Source organism: Salmonella sp. A1325 (genome assembly GCF_056991255.1).
Genome location: NZ_JAMLWO010000012.1, coordinates 26,248 through 40,287, shown reverse-complemented (window position 1 = coordinate 40,287; position 14,040 = coordinate 26,248). Strand labels below are relative to the sequence as shown.

Sequence of the window (14,040 nt, the reverse complement as noted above, 5' to 3'; positions counted from 1 at the left end):
CCTCGTTAAGCCACATCTCAGAACCTGTTACGTCCTGGGCAAGAAACTCGACGAGCTTTGCAGATAGTCAAAGAACCATCTGATGATGAAGCTGAACTGCGGGATGAGCTGCGATTTGCTCCAGTCTTCGCTTTTCGACAAGCCGGTAAAGGTATCAAGGAAGAACAGAATGGCGGCGACAATCAGCGCGCCTCGCAGTGCGCCGAAACAGATCCCCAACACCCGGTCAGTTCCCGACAGGCCGGTCTTCTCTACTAGCTGACCTATCACAAAATTCACGATAGCGCCGACGATAAGCGTCGCGATAAACAGTACCGCGATAGCAATCCCATTACGAACCAGTTCGTCTTCAAAGCCCGTAAACCAGACAGACAGGTAAGTGTAGTAGTGACTGGCGACAAAGAAAGCACAGCCCCACGTCACCAGCGATAACGCTTCACGAACAAAGCCGCGGATCAGGCTAACCAGACAGGAAAAAGCAATCACCGCGATAATGGCGTAATCAATCCAGACCATAGATGTCCCACGATTTTACGCCCTGTCGTCCTGTTCGGGGCGCATTCTAACAGAAAAAGAAAACGTTTGCGTAGGGATTTCCTTCCCACGCGTAAATAAAAATGGCGCTGAAAAAATATTCAACGCCATCACACTTTTTATCTCTTCGGGCACGACCAGAAGAGCTGCCATCGGCCTGATAAGCGCAGGATACCAGGTTTATTCCTTCTGCCGGATGGCGGCGTAAACGCCTTATCCAGCCTACAGAACTTCGGCTATTACCAGGTGAACACCGTAGGCCTTAACGCTGCGCGCTCAGGCAAAACGCGCCTTAGTTCGGGCTATATCCCATCACCACGCCGCTTAACCCGGAAATCTGCTTGAGCTCGCCAAGCGATCCTTTCATCTTATCTTTCGACGCATCCGGCCCGACGAGAATACGGGTTATTTTACCCTGTACCGGCGTTGATGGGGAAGTATAAACCCGGAACCCGGCGGAACGAAGCTTGCCGACTATCTCGTTGACTTTATCCGCGTTTTTCAGCGCGCCCAACTGTACGACATAGGCTTTGCCGGTCGGCGCAGGTTTATCGTCGGCGACTGGTTGCGGCGCGGGCGTCGGCGTGGAAGCGGCGACAACCGGCTGTTGCGGTTTAGGCTGCGGTTTCGGCTTTTCAACCGGCTTCGGTTTAGGCGTCTCCGCCGGTATCGGATCAAGCTCAATATTGTTAGACACCATGCGCGACGGGTCCAGCGATGGCGCTGCCGCATCTCCCGCCCGCACCTCTTCAGCCGCCCCTTCCGGCGGTTGTGTCGGCAGCGCCTGCGTTGCGGCAGGCATCATATCCGGCTCATCGCGGTCGCCAGGCTTCGGTACCAGTGGAATCGCAGCAAATTCATCCTGATAATGCTTTTTCTGTCCGTCCAGCAGACCGGGAAGCACAATAACCCCCAGCGCGACTAACACAATCGTGCCGACTAAACGATTCTGAAACTTACTCGCCACCGATTCTCCCCGCGTCTATCACTTCCATAACATGTGCGACGGTGTGGAACGATCCGCACACCAGCACGGTATCTTCTGGCTGCGCCGCGTCGATAGCGGCCTGCCATGCCTGCGCGACGCTATCATAGACATTCCCTTTCCCCAGATGTTCCAGAAGTTGTTCCGCCGTCGCGCCGCGCGGCCCCTCTAACGGAGCACAATACCAGTCGTCAACCACGCTTTTCAACCAGGCTAACGTGCCGGCGATATCTTTATCATGCAGCATACCAATCACCGCAAGCACGCGCCCGCGTTTCGGCAACATTTTCAGACGACCCGTCAGGTATTCCGCCGCGTGGGGATTATGGGCGACATCAAAGATAACGCGCGGCGACTCACTCACGATTTGAAAACGTCCCGGCAAGGTAGCCTGCGCAATACCGTCGCGAATCGCCTGCTCGTCAATGTTCAACCTGCTGGCGCGCAGCGCGGCCAGGGCGGTGGCGGCATTCGGCTGGGGAACCTGCGGCAACGGCAGTCCGGCAAGCGTACCGTCGCCATCGGTAAACGCCCAGTGGGTCGCTGTCACCTCATAACGCCAGTCAACGCCGCGACGCCGCAACAGCGCGCCGGTCTCCTGAGCGACATCCGCGATGGTTGCCGGCATTTCCGGTTCGCCGACGATAGCGGGTTTTTCCGCACGAAAAATCCCGGCCTTCTCGCGGCCGATACTTTCGCGATCCGGCCCCAGCCAGTCAGTATGGTCAAGCGCGATGCTGGTAATTACCGCTACATCGGCATCCACAATGTTCGTGGCGTCCAGGCGTCCGCCCAACCCGACCTCCAGAATCACCACGTCAAGGTTAGCCTGTTTAAACAGCCACAATGCCGACAACGTGCCATATTCAAAATAGGTCAATGAAATATCGCCGCGCGCCGCTTCTATTTCCGCAAAGGACGCGGTATGCGCGGATTCCGCTAATTCTTTCCCCTGCACGCGCACGCGCTCGGTGTAACGTACCAGATGAGGCGAACTATAGACGCCCACACGGTATCCCGCCGCGATTAACACCGACTCCAGCGTGCGACAGGTCGTACCTTTGCCGTTGGTTCCCGCAACGGTAAAAACGAACGGCGCAGGCTTGAGGATGTCCAGACGCGCTGCCACCTGGCTTACGCGCTCAAGGCCTAAATCGATACTCTTGCTGTGCAGGTTTTCCAGATAAGAAAGCCACGAGGCCAGGGGCGACGCAGCTTGAGGTATAGATTTGTTTTTCATTGATTCCGCTGCTTCTTTACGGTGAAAAGCAAAAGGGCAGAGCCTGCGGCCCTGCCCTTTTCAGTTATCAGGCCTCAGACTCCTGATCCGGCGCCGGAGGCACCACCACGCCTTCACGCGGGGCGTCCGGGTTCGGCGCGGGCAGATTCATCAGCTTCGCCAGAATGCTCGCCAGCTTCAGGCGCATTTCCGGGCGGCGGACGATCATATCAATAGCGCCTTTTTCGATCAGGAACTCACTGCGCTGGAATCCTGGCGGGAGCTTCTCACGAACGGTTTGTTCGATAACGCGCGGGCCGGCGAAGCCAATCAGGGCTTTTGGCTCGGCGATGTTGAGATCGCCCAGCATCGCAAAACTGGCGGAAACGCCGCCCATTGTCGGATCGGTCAATACCGAAATGTAGGGCAGACCACGTTCCTGCATTTTAGCCAGCGCCGCCGAGGTTTTCGCCATCTGCATCAGCGACATCAGCGCTTCTTGCATACGCGCGCCGCCGGAAGCAGAGAAACACACTAACGGACAGTTGTCTTCCAGCGCCTGTTCAACGGCGCGAACGAAGCGTGCGCCAACGACAGACCCCATTGAGCCGCCCATGAACGCGAATTCAAACGCGGCGGCGACAACCGGCATACCGTGAAGCGTCCCTTTCATGACCACCAGCGCGTCTTTCTCGCCGGTTTCTTTCTGCGCGGACGCCAGTCTGTCTTTATATTTTTTGGAGTCGCGGAACTTGAGCACGTCTTTCGGCTCCAGCTCGCTACCCAACTCCACAAGGGAACCTTCATCTAACAGGCTATGCAGGCGATTGCGCGCCGACATGCGCATATGATGGTCACACTTAGGACAGACCTCAAGATTACGTTCCAGCTCAGCGCGGTATAAAACCTGACCGCAGCTATCACACTTGGTCCACACCCCTTCAGGAATGCTTGCCTTGCGGGTGGGAGTAATGTTGCTTTTAATTCGTTCAATCCAGCTCATTGGTGACCTTTCTGCCTGAACCTTAGTCAGCTTTATTATAAGGGGCGCATAATGCCATTTTTGCCCCCAACAGACCATGAATGTTGCACATTAAAACATAACAGCCCGAAACTTTGGATAAAAAAGTGGTCGAACCGCTGAGTTACTTTCTATTTTGCGGCACGCGACGCAGCGCGCTTATGCCGGACAATCTCAATGACGCCAGGTAATATCGAAACCACGATAATCCCCACAATCAGCAGCTTAAGGTTATCCTGAATCAACGGTATCGTACCGAAGAAATAACCGGCGTAGGTAAAGAGCAGTACCCACAGCAGCGCGCCGATGACGTTATAGGCGGCAAAATGCCGATAGGACATGTGCCCCATCCCTGCCACAAACGGCGCAAAGGTTCTGACGATCGGCACGAAGCGAGCGAGAATGATAGTTTTACCGCCGTGTTTTTCATAAAACTGGTGGGTTTTATCCAGATAACTGCGGCGGAAAATTTTCGAATTCGGATTACTGAACAGTTTTTCGCCGAACAGTCGACCAATCGTGTAATTTACCGCATCGCCGACAATTGCGGCGATCAGCATTAACGCCACCATGACATGCACATTGAGATCGTTGGTTTCCAGCGAAGCCAGCGCCCCGGCGACAAACAGCAGCGAGTCGCCCGGCAGGAACGGCGTGACGACCAGGCCGGTTTCACAAAACAGAATCAAAAACAAAATAGCGTACACCCAGACGCCGTACTCCGCGACCAGCTCCGCCAGATGCACATCGATGTGCAGAATAAAATCAATAATAAAGTAGATCAGGTCCATATTTGTCTTTGCCTTTCTACCCGACACGTTTCGGGTGTACGATTCGGATTAGTCCGCCAGAAATAGCGGGCCCATTGGCGGTTTTGGAAGGTCAAACCGGTCAGGGTAATCTACCGCAACCAAATATAGCCCTTCCGCCTTCGCCGTTGCCGCCGCCAGCGTTCTGTCCCTGGCCGCTAACAGCTCTGCGATCCAGCTCTCCGGCTGGTTGTGAGCGCCTACTTCCAGCAGGCTGCCGACAATATTCCTGACCATATGATGAACAAAGGCATTCGCTTTGATATCGACCACCACATAAGGGCCGTGGCGGGTAACGTTGATGTGCATCACATTACGCCACGGCGTGCGCGACTGGCACTGCACCGCGCGAAACGAGGTAAAATCATTTTCGCCAAGCAGACACTGCGCCGCGCGATGCATCCGCTCTGCATCCAGCGGCTCATAGTAATGCGTCACGCCTTTTGCTAATACCGCAGGACGCAGTCGATGATTGTAGATGATATAGCGATAACGGCGAGCCGTAGCGCTAAATCGCGCGTGAAAATCATCCGGTACAATTTTCACCCAACGCACGGCAATGTCACCAGGCAAATTCGCATTTACCCCCAGCGTCCATGCCGCATCTTTGCGCAATGCGGTCGTTTCGAAATGGACAACCTGCCCGGTGCCGTGAACGCCGGCATCGGTGCGCCCGGCGCAGAACACGTTAATAGGTTCATTTGCCACCTGCGAGAGCGCTTTTTCCAGCTTTTCCTGCACGCTGCGCACTTCATTCTGACGCTGCCAGCCATAATACTTGCTGCCGTCGTACTCAATACCCAGCGCAATTTTATAGACCGGCGATGATTGCTGTCCGGACATCAGTACAGATACTCCTGCACCAGCTTCTCCGCAATTTTAACGGCCATCAGCGCGCCGCCGAAACGCACGTTGTCCGCCACTGACCAGAACTGAATTTGTTCCGGCATACCGTAATCATTATGCACACAGCCAATAGAAAGCTGTGGATTGCCGGAAGCGTCGCCCACCTGCGTCGGGTAATCCGTCTCTTCTGACAGTACGATATCTTCACCGCGGGAAAATGCCTCGCGCGCCTCTTCCGCCGCCAGCGGACGGAGCGCTTCAAAGCTCACCATCTGCGCATGGCCATAGAACACCGGCGACTGCACGACACTGGCGGAGATCATCACGCCATCGTCCTGCAAAATTTTACGCACTTCATCGACGATACGACGTTCCTGGCGCACGCTGCCTTCCCGATCCGGCAGCAGCGGCAGCATATTGAACGCTAACTGGCGGCCAAAGAAATCATCTTCATCAATCGGTATGCCGTTAAGCAGCTTCGCACTCTGTCCAGCCAGCGCATCGACCGCTTTTTTCCCCTGTGCGGACGCTGATAACATACTGGTGACGGCGATGCGCGACAGTCCCCCCTGATCGATTAACGGCTTGAGCGCCGCCAGCAGTTGACTGGTCAGACTATCGGCGACCGCAATCACGTTACGGTTGCGGTAATCCGCCAGTACATACGGGTTAACTTCCGGCACGACCAGCGGCACATCAGGCTCCAGCGCGAACAGACCGCTGGAATCTATCACCAGGCAACCTGCATTGGTTGCGTCGTCTATCCAGGCAGCCGATGCCTCTGCGCCGGCAACGAAAAACGCCAACTGCGCCTGCGTCCAGTCAAAGTCCGCCGCATCCTGGACAATGACCGACTTGCCACCAAAACGGAGGTGCTCGCCCGCGCTTTCATGACGCGCCAATGCATAAATTTCACCGACCGGGAACTGGCGTTCAGCCAGTGTTTCAAGCAGGGCTTCGCCTACGGCGCCCGTTGCGCCCAGAATGGCAATGTTCCAGCCTTCAGACATGGTGATTTACTCCAGAAATACATAAGCGTCCCTGTCGCATTATTCGACAGGGAGCATTAAGAAGACATTAATGTGCCGGGTGATGAACAGCGTTAAAACCTAGCTTACACAGCAAGGCGGCTGCCGTTTCGTCGTCACACATCACGTATAAAGACGACCATTCACGGCGCTCAAGATAATTTTTACGCAATTTATCAAATTCACCCGGAATTCCAGCGACTTTACGCAGCGGCGCATCGTCGCGGCGCACATCATACACCAAATGCGCCAGTCTTTTCAGCGTCGGTTGATCCAGCGGGCCGTGAAGCGTAATACGACCAAACTCAGGCGCAGGCAGTAATGTCTCCAGCGCGACACGCTGCTCGCGACCGATAAACGCGCTATACGCCTCAAAGACCTGGGTGGTGCCGCGCGCTTTGCCTTCCAGCGTATAGCCGGCAATATGCGACGTGCCGATATCCACGGCTTCCAGTAGCGCGACGTTAAGATCCGGTTCGCCCTCCCACACATCAAGCACCACGCTCAGCGGCTGCCCGGCATTAAGTCGCGCCAGCAACGCGGCGTTATCCACCACCGGACCGCGGCAGGCGTTAATGAGAATGGCGCCGGGTTTCAGTCGACGGATCAGCGTCTCATCGGCCAGATGCAGCGTTTTGTACGGTCCGTCTTTATAGAGCGGCGTATGGAAAGTCAGGACATCCGCTTCCTGCACCAGCTCATCCAGCGTACGAAAATCACCCTCGTCCCCGCGTGCGGCGCGTGGCGGATCGCACAGCAACGTGCGGATACCCAACGCTTCAAGCCTGGTCTGTAGCCGGCTTCCGACGTTACCCACGCCGACAATCCCTATAGTGCGATCGCGTAACGAAAAGCCGTCACGTTCGGCCAGCATCAACAGCGCGGAAAACACATACTCCACCACGGCGATAGCATTACAGCCGGGCGCGGCTGAAAAACCGATGCCCGCCTGCTTCAGCCATGCCTCATCCACATGATCGGTGCCTGCCGTAGCAGTACCAACGAAGTTAATCGGCGTGCCGCTCAGCAGCGATTCATTCACTTTCGTGACCGAACGCACCATTAACGCATCGGCATGGTTCAATTCTTCAACGGGGATCGGGCGACCCGGCACTGCCTTTACCTCACCCAGGCGGCTAAATAATTCGCGGGCGTAAGGCATATTTTCATCAACGAGAATTTTCACGACTGTCGTACCTGTTTGAGAACGAGAGTTAACCGGACAAGTGTGCCATAATCTGGCCGCCAGGCATATATTGCTCAGATTTATGGTTAAAGGATAATTAATTATGCATCCCATCTCCGGCGCCCCTGCACAGCCTCCAGGCGAAGGGCGTAATCCTCTTTCCGCTGCGAGCGAGCAGCCGCTTTCCATGCAACAGCGTACGGTACTGGAAAGGCTGATCACGCGCCTGATTTCACTGACCCAGCAGCAAAGCGCGGAAGTATGGGCCGGAATGAAACACGATCTGGGGATAAAAAATGACGCGCCGCTACTGTCGCGCCACTTCCCCGCCGCTGAACAGAATCTTACCCAGCGTCTGGGCGTAGCGCAGCAAAATCACGCCAATCGTCAGGTACTTTCACAGCTAACAGAGCTGCTTGGCGTCGGGAATAATCGTCAGGCCGTCAGCGATTTTATCCGTCAGCAATACGGTCAAACCGCGCTTAGCCAGCTTACGCCCGATCAACTCAAAAACGTGCTGACGCTCCTGCAACAGGGGCAGCTTTCCATTCCGCAGCCGCAGCAACGTCCGGCAACGGATCGGCCATTATTGCCTGCTGAACATAATACGTTGAATCAGTTGGTGACGAAGCTGGCGGCCGCGACCGGCGAGTCAAACAAACTTATCTGGCAATCAATGCTGGAACTCTCCGGCGTGAAAAGCGGCGAGCTCATTCCGGCAAAACAGTTTACCCATCTGGCAACATGGCTACAGGCGCGGCAGACGCTGTCACTACAACACGCGCCTACGCTACATACGCTGCAAGCTGCGTTAAAACAACCGCTGGAACCGGACGAACTCACAGCGATCAAAGAGTATGCCCAACACACCTATCAAATTCAGCCGCAAACGGTGCTGACCACCGCCCAGGTGCAGGATTTACTTAACCATATTTTCCTGCGTCGCGTAGAGCGAGAGGCGGATGAGCTTGAACCGCTCTCTATTCAACCCATCTACCGCCCGTTCGCGCCGATGATTGAAACCGTGAAAAATCTGTCTGCGCGGCCAGGCCTGTTGTTTATCGCGCTAATAATTGTACTGGCGCTTTTCTGGCTGGTTTCTTAACCACGCCGGAACGATAATATCGTCACCAGGATGCCAACCACCGCGGAGATCGCTCCCGCGAGGAATACGGAAGGATAGCCGCATGACGTGGCCAGCACGCCCGCCAGCGGGCCGGTAACGCCGTAGGAGATATCCTGAAATGCGGCGTAACCGCCGAGCGCCGTACCGCGTACCTGAGAAGGTACGCGTTTCACAACCTCCACGCCCAGCGCCGGGAAAATCAATGAACACCCTGCCCCGGTGAGCGCCGCGCCTACCAGCGCTATCCAGGCCGTCGGCGCCAGCCACAAGAGCAGCAGTCCTGCCGTCTCAACCAGCAATGAGACAACGGCGACCTTCACGCCGCCAAAGCGGTCCGGCATCCAACCGAACAATATGCGCATCAGTACAAACGCACCGCCAAACGCGGTCAGGGTGAATCCCGCCATCGTCCAGCCATTGCTGACAAAATAAAGTGAAATAAACGTACCGATGACGGCAAAGCCCACGCCCTGCAATGCCAGACCCAGACCCGGTTTCCAGATAAGCCCGACCACGCTCCACAGTGAAGGTCGCTCCCCCGTATACGCAGGCACTTTACGCACGGTGCCGTTGAATGCCCAGGCCAGCAGCGGTAAAACCATCGTCGTCCCCGCCAGCGCCGCGAAGCCAAAGTGGCTATGGATCAGCAAGCCCAACGGCGCACCGGCCGCCAGCGCGCCGTAAATCGCCATTCCGTTCCACGACATCACCTTACCGGAACGCGTTGGGCCAACCAGCCCCAGTCCCCAGGTCAGGGTTCCGGTCAGCAGCTGGCTTTCGCCAAATCCGAGGATCAAACGCCCGACAATAAGCAGCGCGAATTTTACCGGCGCGGAAACCGGCAACAGCGCGGCCAGGAGCCAGGCGGCGCCCGCCAGCCCGCAGGCAAACATCCCCTGTAACGCCGATCGTTTAGCGCCATATTGATCCGCCAGCCGTCCGGCATAGCCGCGCGTCAGTACCGTCGCAAAAAACTGAATGCCCACGGCGATCCCAACCATCGTATTGCTATAGCCCAGTTCGTGATGGACAAAAAGCGGGATGACGGGTAACGGCAGGCCGACCGTCATATAGGTCAGGAAAACCGCAAAGGCGATGCGGAACAGCGAAAAATTCGCAGACGGGGTCGTTGTTTTTTGGCTAACTGCTGTCATGCATTACTCCAGAATGCAGAGTAAGGCGGGGAAAGGCCACGCCCCCCTCTACCTGAACGTCAGGATTAAGGTGCGTTGGATAACGTTAAACGCTTACGCATTATCGGAAGGATAATGTAGAAAGTGAAGTCTGCCTGTGAGACGCGAAACTTGTCAACCTTGAAATTGCAGCCAGGCTATCAACGTGGCGGCGTGTCATCAAACAGAAAGGGAAAGACCGCTTTCATCCCTCTCACCTTAAACCGTCCGGTCACCTGCTTGCGCTGTTCTGGCGTCAGTAACCTGAACATCATCTCCCAGATATCTTCAGGCTCCGCTTCCTGTAAGGAAATGGGTTCTGGCGTCGGTTCCTCTCCGCTGTCGTCAAGATAACGATGAACATAAAGAGGGAAAACAGATATATGAAACTCCTCGGCCTTTGATTTAACACGCTTACGCCTGACACCCTCTTTCCCTTCGCTGTACTTATACAAACGTTCGCGAACCGCAGGCTCGCTTCCCGGAAACCCCGGCAAGCCAAGACATTCCTTAACCGTGAACCATTCCTTTGCCATCGGTTTCTTTCCTTTCCTTTGATGAAATAAAAATATTTCTTCTTTTGCGCGAAATTTTGCTTTCTTTCTGGCACTATTCTTAGAGTGAAAAAGAAAGTAACTTTCTTTTTCTCACGCTAATTTTCACTTTAAAAATATCGGTGCCGATAACACATCTTCTTAGGATTACAGAATGGAACCAAAAAGCCAAGACTGGCATCGTGCAGATATTAAAAGTGCACTGGAAAAAAGAGGTATTACGCTCAGAGATCTTTCTCGTCAGGCCGGTTTATCACCTGATTCACTGCGCAATGTCTTTACCCGCTCCTGGCCGAGAGCCGAACGGATTATTGCGGACGCGCTTGGCATCACGCCGCAGGAGATCTGGCCGTCGCGCTATGGCGATATGCAAATAAAAAATGATGCCAATACCGCAGAATAATAATTAATGTTGAATAAATTGGCCCTAACTTATCAACCTCAACAATTAATAAATATTTAAACTTATTCTATTGGAAATAGTAATAGCACTATTTGTCATGCTTCCCGAATCAAATACTGTTAAAGCATTACGTCGTTGCTATTACGTATTTTATTAACAGGAATCATTATGAGTTGGGATAAAAGAATGGCGGTTAATTATGCCAAAACGCATGCAGGTTCTCATTCTCAAGGCCGGTGTGCGGAATTTACCCGAAAGGCAATTCAGGCGGGCGGTATCACGCTGGGGCATACATATCATGCGAAAGATTATGGCCCAATGTTAAGAAGCGCCGGATTCACCGCTATTGGTACCTATGAAATGCCGCGCGAGGGTGACGTCATCATTATTCAACCTTACGCTGGCGGAAACCCGAGTGGTCACATGGCGATATATGATGGCACAGAGTGGTATTCAGATTTTAAACAACGCGATATGTGGGCCGGCCCGGGCTACCGGGCAGCCAGGCCCTCATATACCATCTACAGGAAGAATTAATGAAAACGTTCTCCCTTGTCGCGCTTATCCTGTTGCTTTGTAGTTGCTCTGCGCCTCAACACGACAGTACGCAGGCCGTGAAGCAGTTCTATACCTCATGGATGACGACGTTCACGAACGATGTGAATCCCCCTGACGACACCACCGCCTTAATGCAACGTTACGTCGCTAAAGAGGTTATTCATCGCCTGGCGCTAATACAGTCCCTTTATGAACAGGAGATTGTGGGGGCTGATTATTTTTATGTATGCGCAGGACTATGCGCCAGAGTGGATTCCACAGTTACGGGTTGGGAAGGCACACCCTTTCCTCGGCGGAGAAAAAGTGGATGTTCTGTTGGCTACAGAGTCAACGCCCATCCACCTGGAAGTTTATACCCGTTGGGAAGAGGGACGCTGGAAAATTTACCGCGTTCGGGATGCTGATAAGGGTTATGAACAGCCGATTTATGACGCAGGCGCCATCACCCAAGCTGAGGCCTGGTCAGCGAAAGTCGCGCCGGAATATAAGAAGCATTAAAAAAGGGAACCGCCATCGGTCTCTTGTTCGTACCGGAGAGGTCAAAGCGCCTCTTGCATCAGGCGCTTATTCCGTCGCTGAAAACAGTAAGCCGAAAATAACCCAGGCATTATTTAAAACATGAAGTATTATCGGTATCATTAACCCACGACTTCTCATTCGAACAACGCATAATATAGATGAGAAAACAAACAGATAAACAAAAGTCACCGCAAAGAGATATTGTGTATGCATAAATGCAAAAGCGAGTGAGGTAATAATAATACCGGAAACTCTTGAGTACCGACCCCAACCGATACTGCTGTTTAATAAAAACCCTCTGAATATAATTTCCTCCGCCACAGGAGCCAGAAAGCACATCGCCAGCGTGTTAAGAAATTTATGAAGAAAAAATTGCCTTGATAACTCGGCCATCCAGGGTTCCGGGCCACTAAAAGCATTGTAGAGAACGGTAAGGCACACCAGGGCCAGCGCCGGAACAAAACATTCCACAAATGATAAGCGGCCCAATGATAAAAATGGATAATACTTTGAATAAATACTCCAGGCGGCAATCGCATAGACAAAAACAATACTATATATAAAAGGCGCAGCCAGACCTGCCAAATAAAGCCAGGCATAGGAAGGCGAAAATGAGGCAAAAACAAAAATGCCAAGCAAACCAAATAAAACAGCCACGCAACTCAAACTATGCCTAATTTTATCTAATGTATTAGTTGGCATTTATAGAATATCCATATATTTTGTTGTTCCCTGAATGAAAAAACAGGTCGCATTAGCGACCTGTTTCATTATTGATACTACAACGTAATAGTCAGGCTTACAACTTACGCATCACCAGCGTGGCGTTGGTGCCGCCAAAACCGAAGCTGTTAGACATTACGGTGGTCAGTTCACGCTCGGTCGTTTCGGTCACGATGTTCAGGCCCGCAGCCTGCTCATCCAGCTCTTCGATGTTGATACTCGGCGCGATAAAACCGTGCTCCAGCATCAGCAGAGAATAGATAGCTTCCTGCACGCCTGCGGCACCCAGCGAGTGGCCGGTCATCGCTTTGGTTGCAGAAATTGCCGGGCTGTTATTGCCAAACACTTCACGGATTGCACCCAGTTCTTTCACGTCGCCTACCGGAGTAGAGGTACCGTGAGAGTTCAGGTAGTCGATCGGCGTGTCTACGCCGTGCATCGCCATCTGCATGCAACGTACTGCGCCTTCACCAGACGGAGCAACCATGTCTGCGCCATCGGATGTTGCGCCGTAACCGACGATTTCCGCATAGATATGCGCGCCGCGCGCCAGAGCGTGTTCCAGCTCTTCGACAACAACCATACCGCCACCGCCCGCGATGACAAACCCATCACGGTGCGCATCATAGGTACGGGACGCTTTTTCAGGCGTATCGTTATATTTGGTGGACAGTGCCCCCATCGCGTCGAACTCACAGGCCATTTCCCAGCACAGCTCTTCGCCGCCGCCAGCAAAAACGATGTCCTGTTTGCCCAGTTGGATCTGTTCAACCGCATTGCCAATACAGTGTGCGGAGGTCGCGCAAGCGGAGCTAATGGAGTAGTTCACGCCATAAATTTTAAACGGCGTAGCGAGGCAGGCGGAAACGCCGGATGCCATTGCTTTCGTCACCACATACGGGCCCACGGCTTTCAGACCACGCGGGCTACGCATGGCGTCTGCGCCAAAGACCTGGAATTTCGGGGAGCCGCCGCCGGAACCTGCAATCAGGCCGACACGCGGGTTATTCTGATAAACTTCCGGCGCCAGACCGGCGTCGGCCACTGCCTGCTCCATAGACAGATAAGCATAGATGGAGGCGTCGCTCATAAAGCGCACGACTTTGCGGTCAATGAGGCCAGTGGTATCCAGTTTTACGTTGCCCCATACCTGGCTACGCATGCCGGCGTCCTTCAGCTCCTGAGAGAAAGTGATCCCTGAACGTCCTTCACGCAGAGATGCCAGGACTTCCTGCTGGTTATTACCGATGCTGGAAACGATGCCCAGGCCAGTAATCACTGCACGTTTCATTCAATACCTCTGTAATTCGCACTATTTTTAAGTTTCGATTGGCACAATAGCGTACACTTGTACGCC

The 14,040-nt window shown here is 53.8% G+C and carries 15 protein-coding genes and 1 pseudogene; 4 read left to right on the top strand and 12 right to left on the bottom strand.

Translation table 11 applies throughout. The features are described from left to right. Positions 1 to 27: 27 nt before the first annotated feature. The 8 genes from cvpA to pdxB all read right to left on the bottom strand — a co-directional run bounded on the left by cvpA (position 28) and on the right by pdxB (position 7,628). Entirely contained in the window at positions 28 to 516 is a 489-nt protein-coding gene (gene cvpA / locus NAZ64_RS19415) for a colicin V production protein (protein WP_000262102.1), read from the bottom strand. 310 nt (positions 517 to 826) lie between these two features. Continuing rightward, a complete protein-coding gene (gene dedD / locus NAZ64_RS19410) occupies positions 827 to 1,501 on the bottom strand; it encodes a cell division protein DedD (protein ID WP_024798144.1) in 675 nt (224 codons plus the stop codon). Continuing rightward, on the bottom strand, positions 1,491 to 2,759 hold the full coding sequence (folC, locus tag NAZ64_RS19405; protein WP_000792275.1) for a bifunctional tetrahydrofolate synthase/dihydrofolate synthase: 1,269 nt from the start codon (positions 2,757 to 2,759) through the stop codon (positions 1,491 to 1,493). The genes dedD and folC overlap by 11 nt, the downstream gene beginning before the upstream one ends. Positions 2,760 to 2,826: 67 nt before the next feature. After that, positions 2,827 to 3,741: an acetyl-CoA carboxylase, carboxyltransferase subunit beta gene (gene accD / locus NAZ64_RS19400; protein WP_000118383.1), complete on the bottom strand. Its 915-nt coding sequence runs from the start codon at positions 3,739 to 3,741 to the stop codon at positions 2,827 to 2,829. A 149-nt stretch (positions 3,742 to 3,890) separates the two neighbouring features. Then, positions 3,891 to 4,550: a DedA family protein gene (locus NAZ64_RS19395; protein ID WP_000364318.1), complete on the bottom strand. Its 660-nt coding sequence runs from the start codon at positions 4,548 to 4,550 to the stop codon at positions 3,891 to 3,893. 48 nt (positions 4,551 to 4,598) lie between these two features. Next, a complete protein-coding gene (gene truA / locus NAZ64_RS19390) occupies positions 4,599 to 5,411 on the bottom strand; it encodes a tRNA pseudouridine(38-40) synthase TruA (RefSeq protein WP_220569751.1) in 813 nt (270 codons plus the stop codon). Then, on the bottom strand, positions 5,411 to 6,424 hold the full coding sequence (locus tag NAZ64_RS19385) for an aspartate-semialdehyde dehydrogenase (RefSeq protein WP_001289141.1): 1,014 nt from the start codon (positions 6,422 to 6,424) through the stop codon (positions 5,411 to 5,413). Before NAZ64_RS19385 ends, truA begins: the two co-directional genes overlap by 1 nt. 67 nt (positions 6,425 to 6,491) lie before the next feature. Continuing rightward, on the bottom strand, positions 6,492 to 7,628 hold the full coding sequence (gene pdxB, locus NAZ64_RS19380; RefSeq protein ID WP_000699178.1) for a 4-phosphoerythronate dehydrogenase PdxB: 1,137 nt from the start codon (positions 7,626 to 7,628) through the stop codon (positions 6,492 to 6,494). Between the two features lie 103 nt (positions 7,629 to 7,731). Between pdxB and flk the strand changes: the two genes are divergently transcribed. After that, positions 7,732 to 8,733: a flagella biosynthesis regulator Flk gene (gene flk, locus NAZ64_RS19375; RefSeq protein WP_000553395.1), complete on the top strand. Its 1,002-nt coding sequence runs from the start codon at positions 7,732 to 7,734 to the stop codon at positions 8,731 to 8,733. Here flk and NAZ64_RS19370 read toward each other — a convergent pair. Together NAZ64_RS19370 and NAZ64_RS19365 are read right to left on the bottom strand one after the other, a co-directional pair. Next, positions 8,730 to 9,908 carry an MFS transporter gene (locus tag NAZ64_RS19370; RefSeq protein WP_000127730.1) on the bottom strand — a complete coding sequence of 393 codons (1,179 nt, stop codon included), beginning with the start codon at positions 9,906 to 9,908 and terminating at the stop codon, positions 8,730 to 8,732. The two genes, flk and NAZ64_RS19370, sit on opposite strands and share 4 nt — an antisense overlap. A gap of 179 nt (positions 9,909 to 10,087) precedes the next feature. Then, positions 10,088 to 10,462: a MerR family transcriptional regulator gene (locus tag NAZ64_RS19365; RefSeq protein WP_001051266.1), complete on the bottom strand. Its 375-nt coding sequence runs from the start codon at positions 10,460 to 10,462 to the stop codon at positions 10,088 to 10,090. Positions 10,463 to 10,634: 172 nt separating this feature from the next. Between NAZ64_RS19365 and NAZ64_RS19360 the strand changes: the two genes are divergently transcribed. The 3 genes and pseudogenes from NAZ64_RS19360 to NAZ64_RS19350 all read left to right on the top strand — a co-directional run bounded on the left by NAZ64_RS19360 (position 10,635) and on the right by NAZ64_RS19350 (position 11,939). Then, positions 10,635 to 10,883: a helix-turn-helix domain-containing protein gene (locus NAZ64_RS19360; RefSeq protein ID WP_000433429.1), complete on the top strand. Its 249-nt coding sequence runs from the start codon at positions 10,635 to 10,637 to the stop codon at positions 10,881 to 10,883. A gap of 168 nt (positions 10,884 to 11,051) precedes the next feature. Beyond that, positions 11,052 to 11,420, top strand: a complete 369-nt coding sequence (locus NAZ64_RS19355) for an NlpC/P60 family protein (RefSeq protein ID WP_000118256.1) — start codon at positions 11,052 to 11,054, stop codon at positions 11,418 to 11,420. After that, positions 11,420 to 11,939, top strand: a pseudogene (locus tag NAZ64_RS19350) (YqhG/Tai3 family protein). The gene NAZ64_RS19355 and the pseudogene NAZ64_RS19350 overlap by 1 nt, the downstream one beginning before the upstream one ends. A gap of 66 nt (positions 11,940 to 12,005) precedes the next feature. Here the strand turns inward: NAZ64_RS19350 and NAZ64_RS19345 are convergent. Continuing rightward, positions 12,006 to 12,662 (bottom strand): CPBP family intramembrane glutamic endopeptidase, encoded by a 657-nt coding sequence (locus tag NAZ64_RS19345; RefSeq protein WP_024798140.1) that lies wholly within the window; start codon positions 12,660 to 12,662, stop codon positions 12,006 to 12,008. Positions 12,663 to 12,759: 97 nt separating this feature from the next. Beyond that, complete coding sequence (gene fabB / locus NAZ64_RS19340) at positions 12,760 to 13,974, bottom strand: beta-ketoacyl-ACP synthase I (protein WP_024798139.1); 1,215 nt, start codon at positions 13,972 to 13,974, stop codon at positions 12,760 to 12,762. Positions 13,975 to 14,040: the final 66 nt, after the last annotated feature.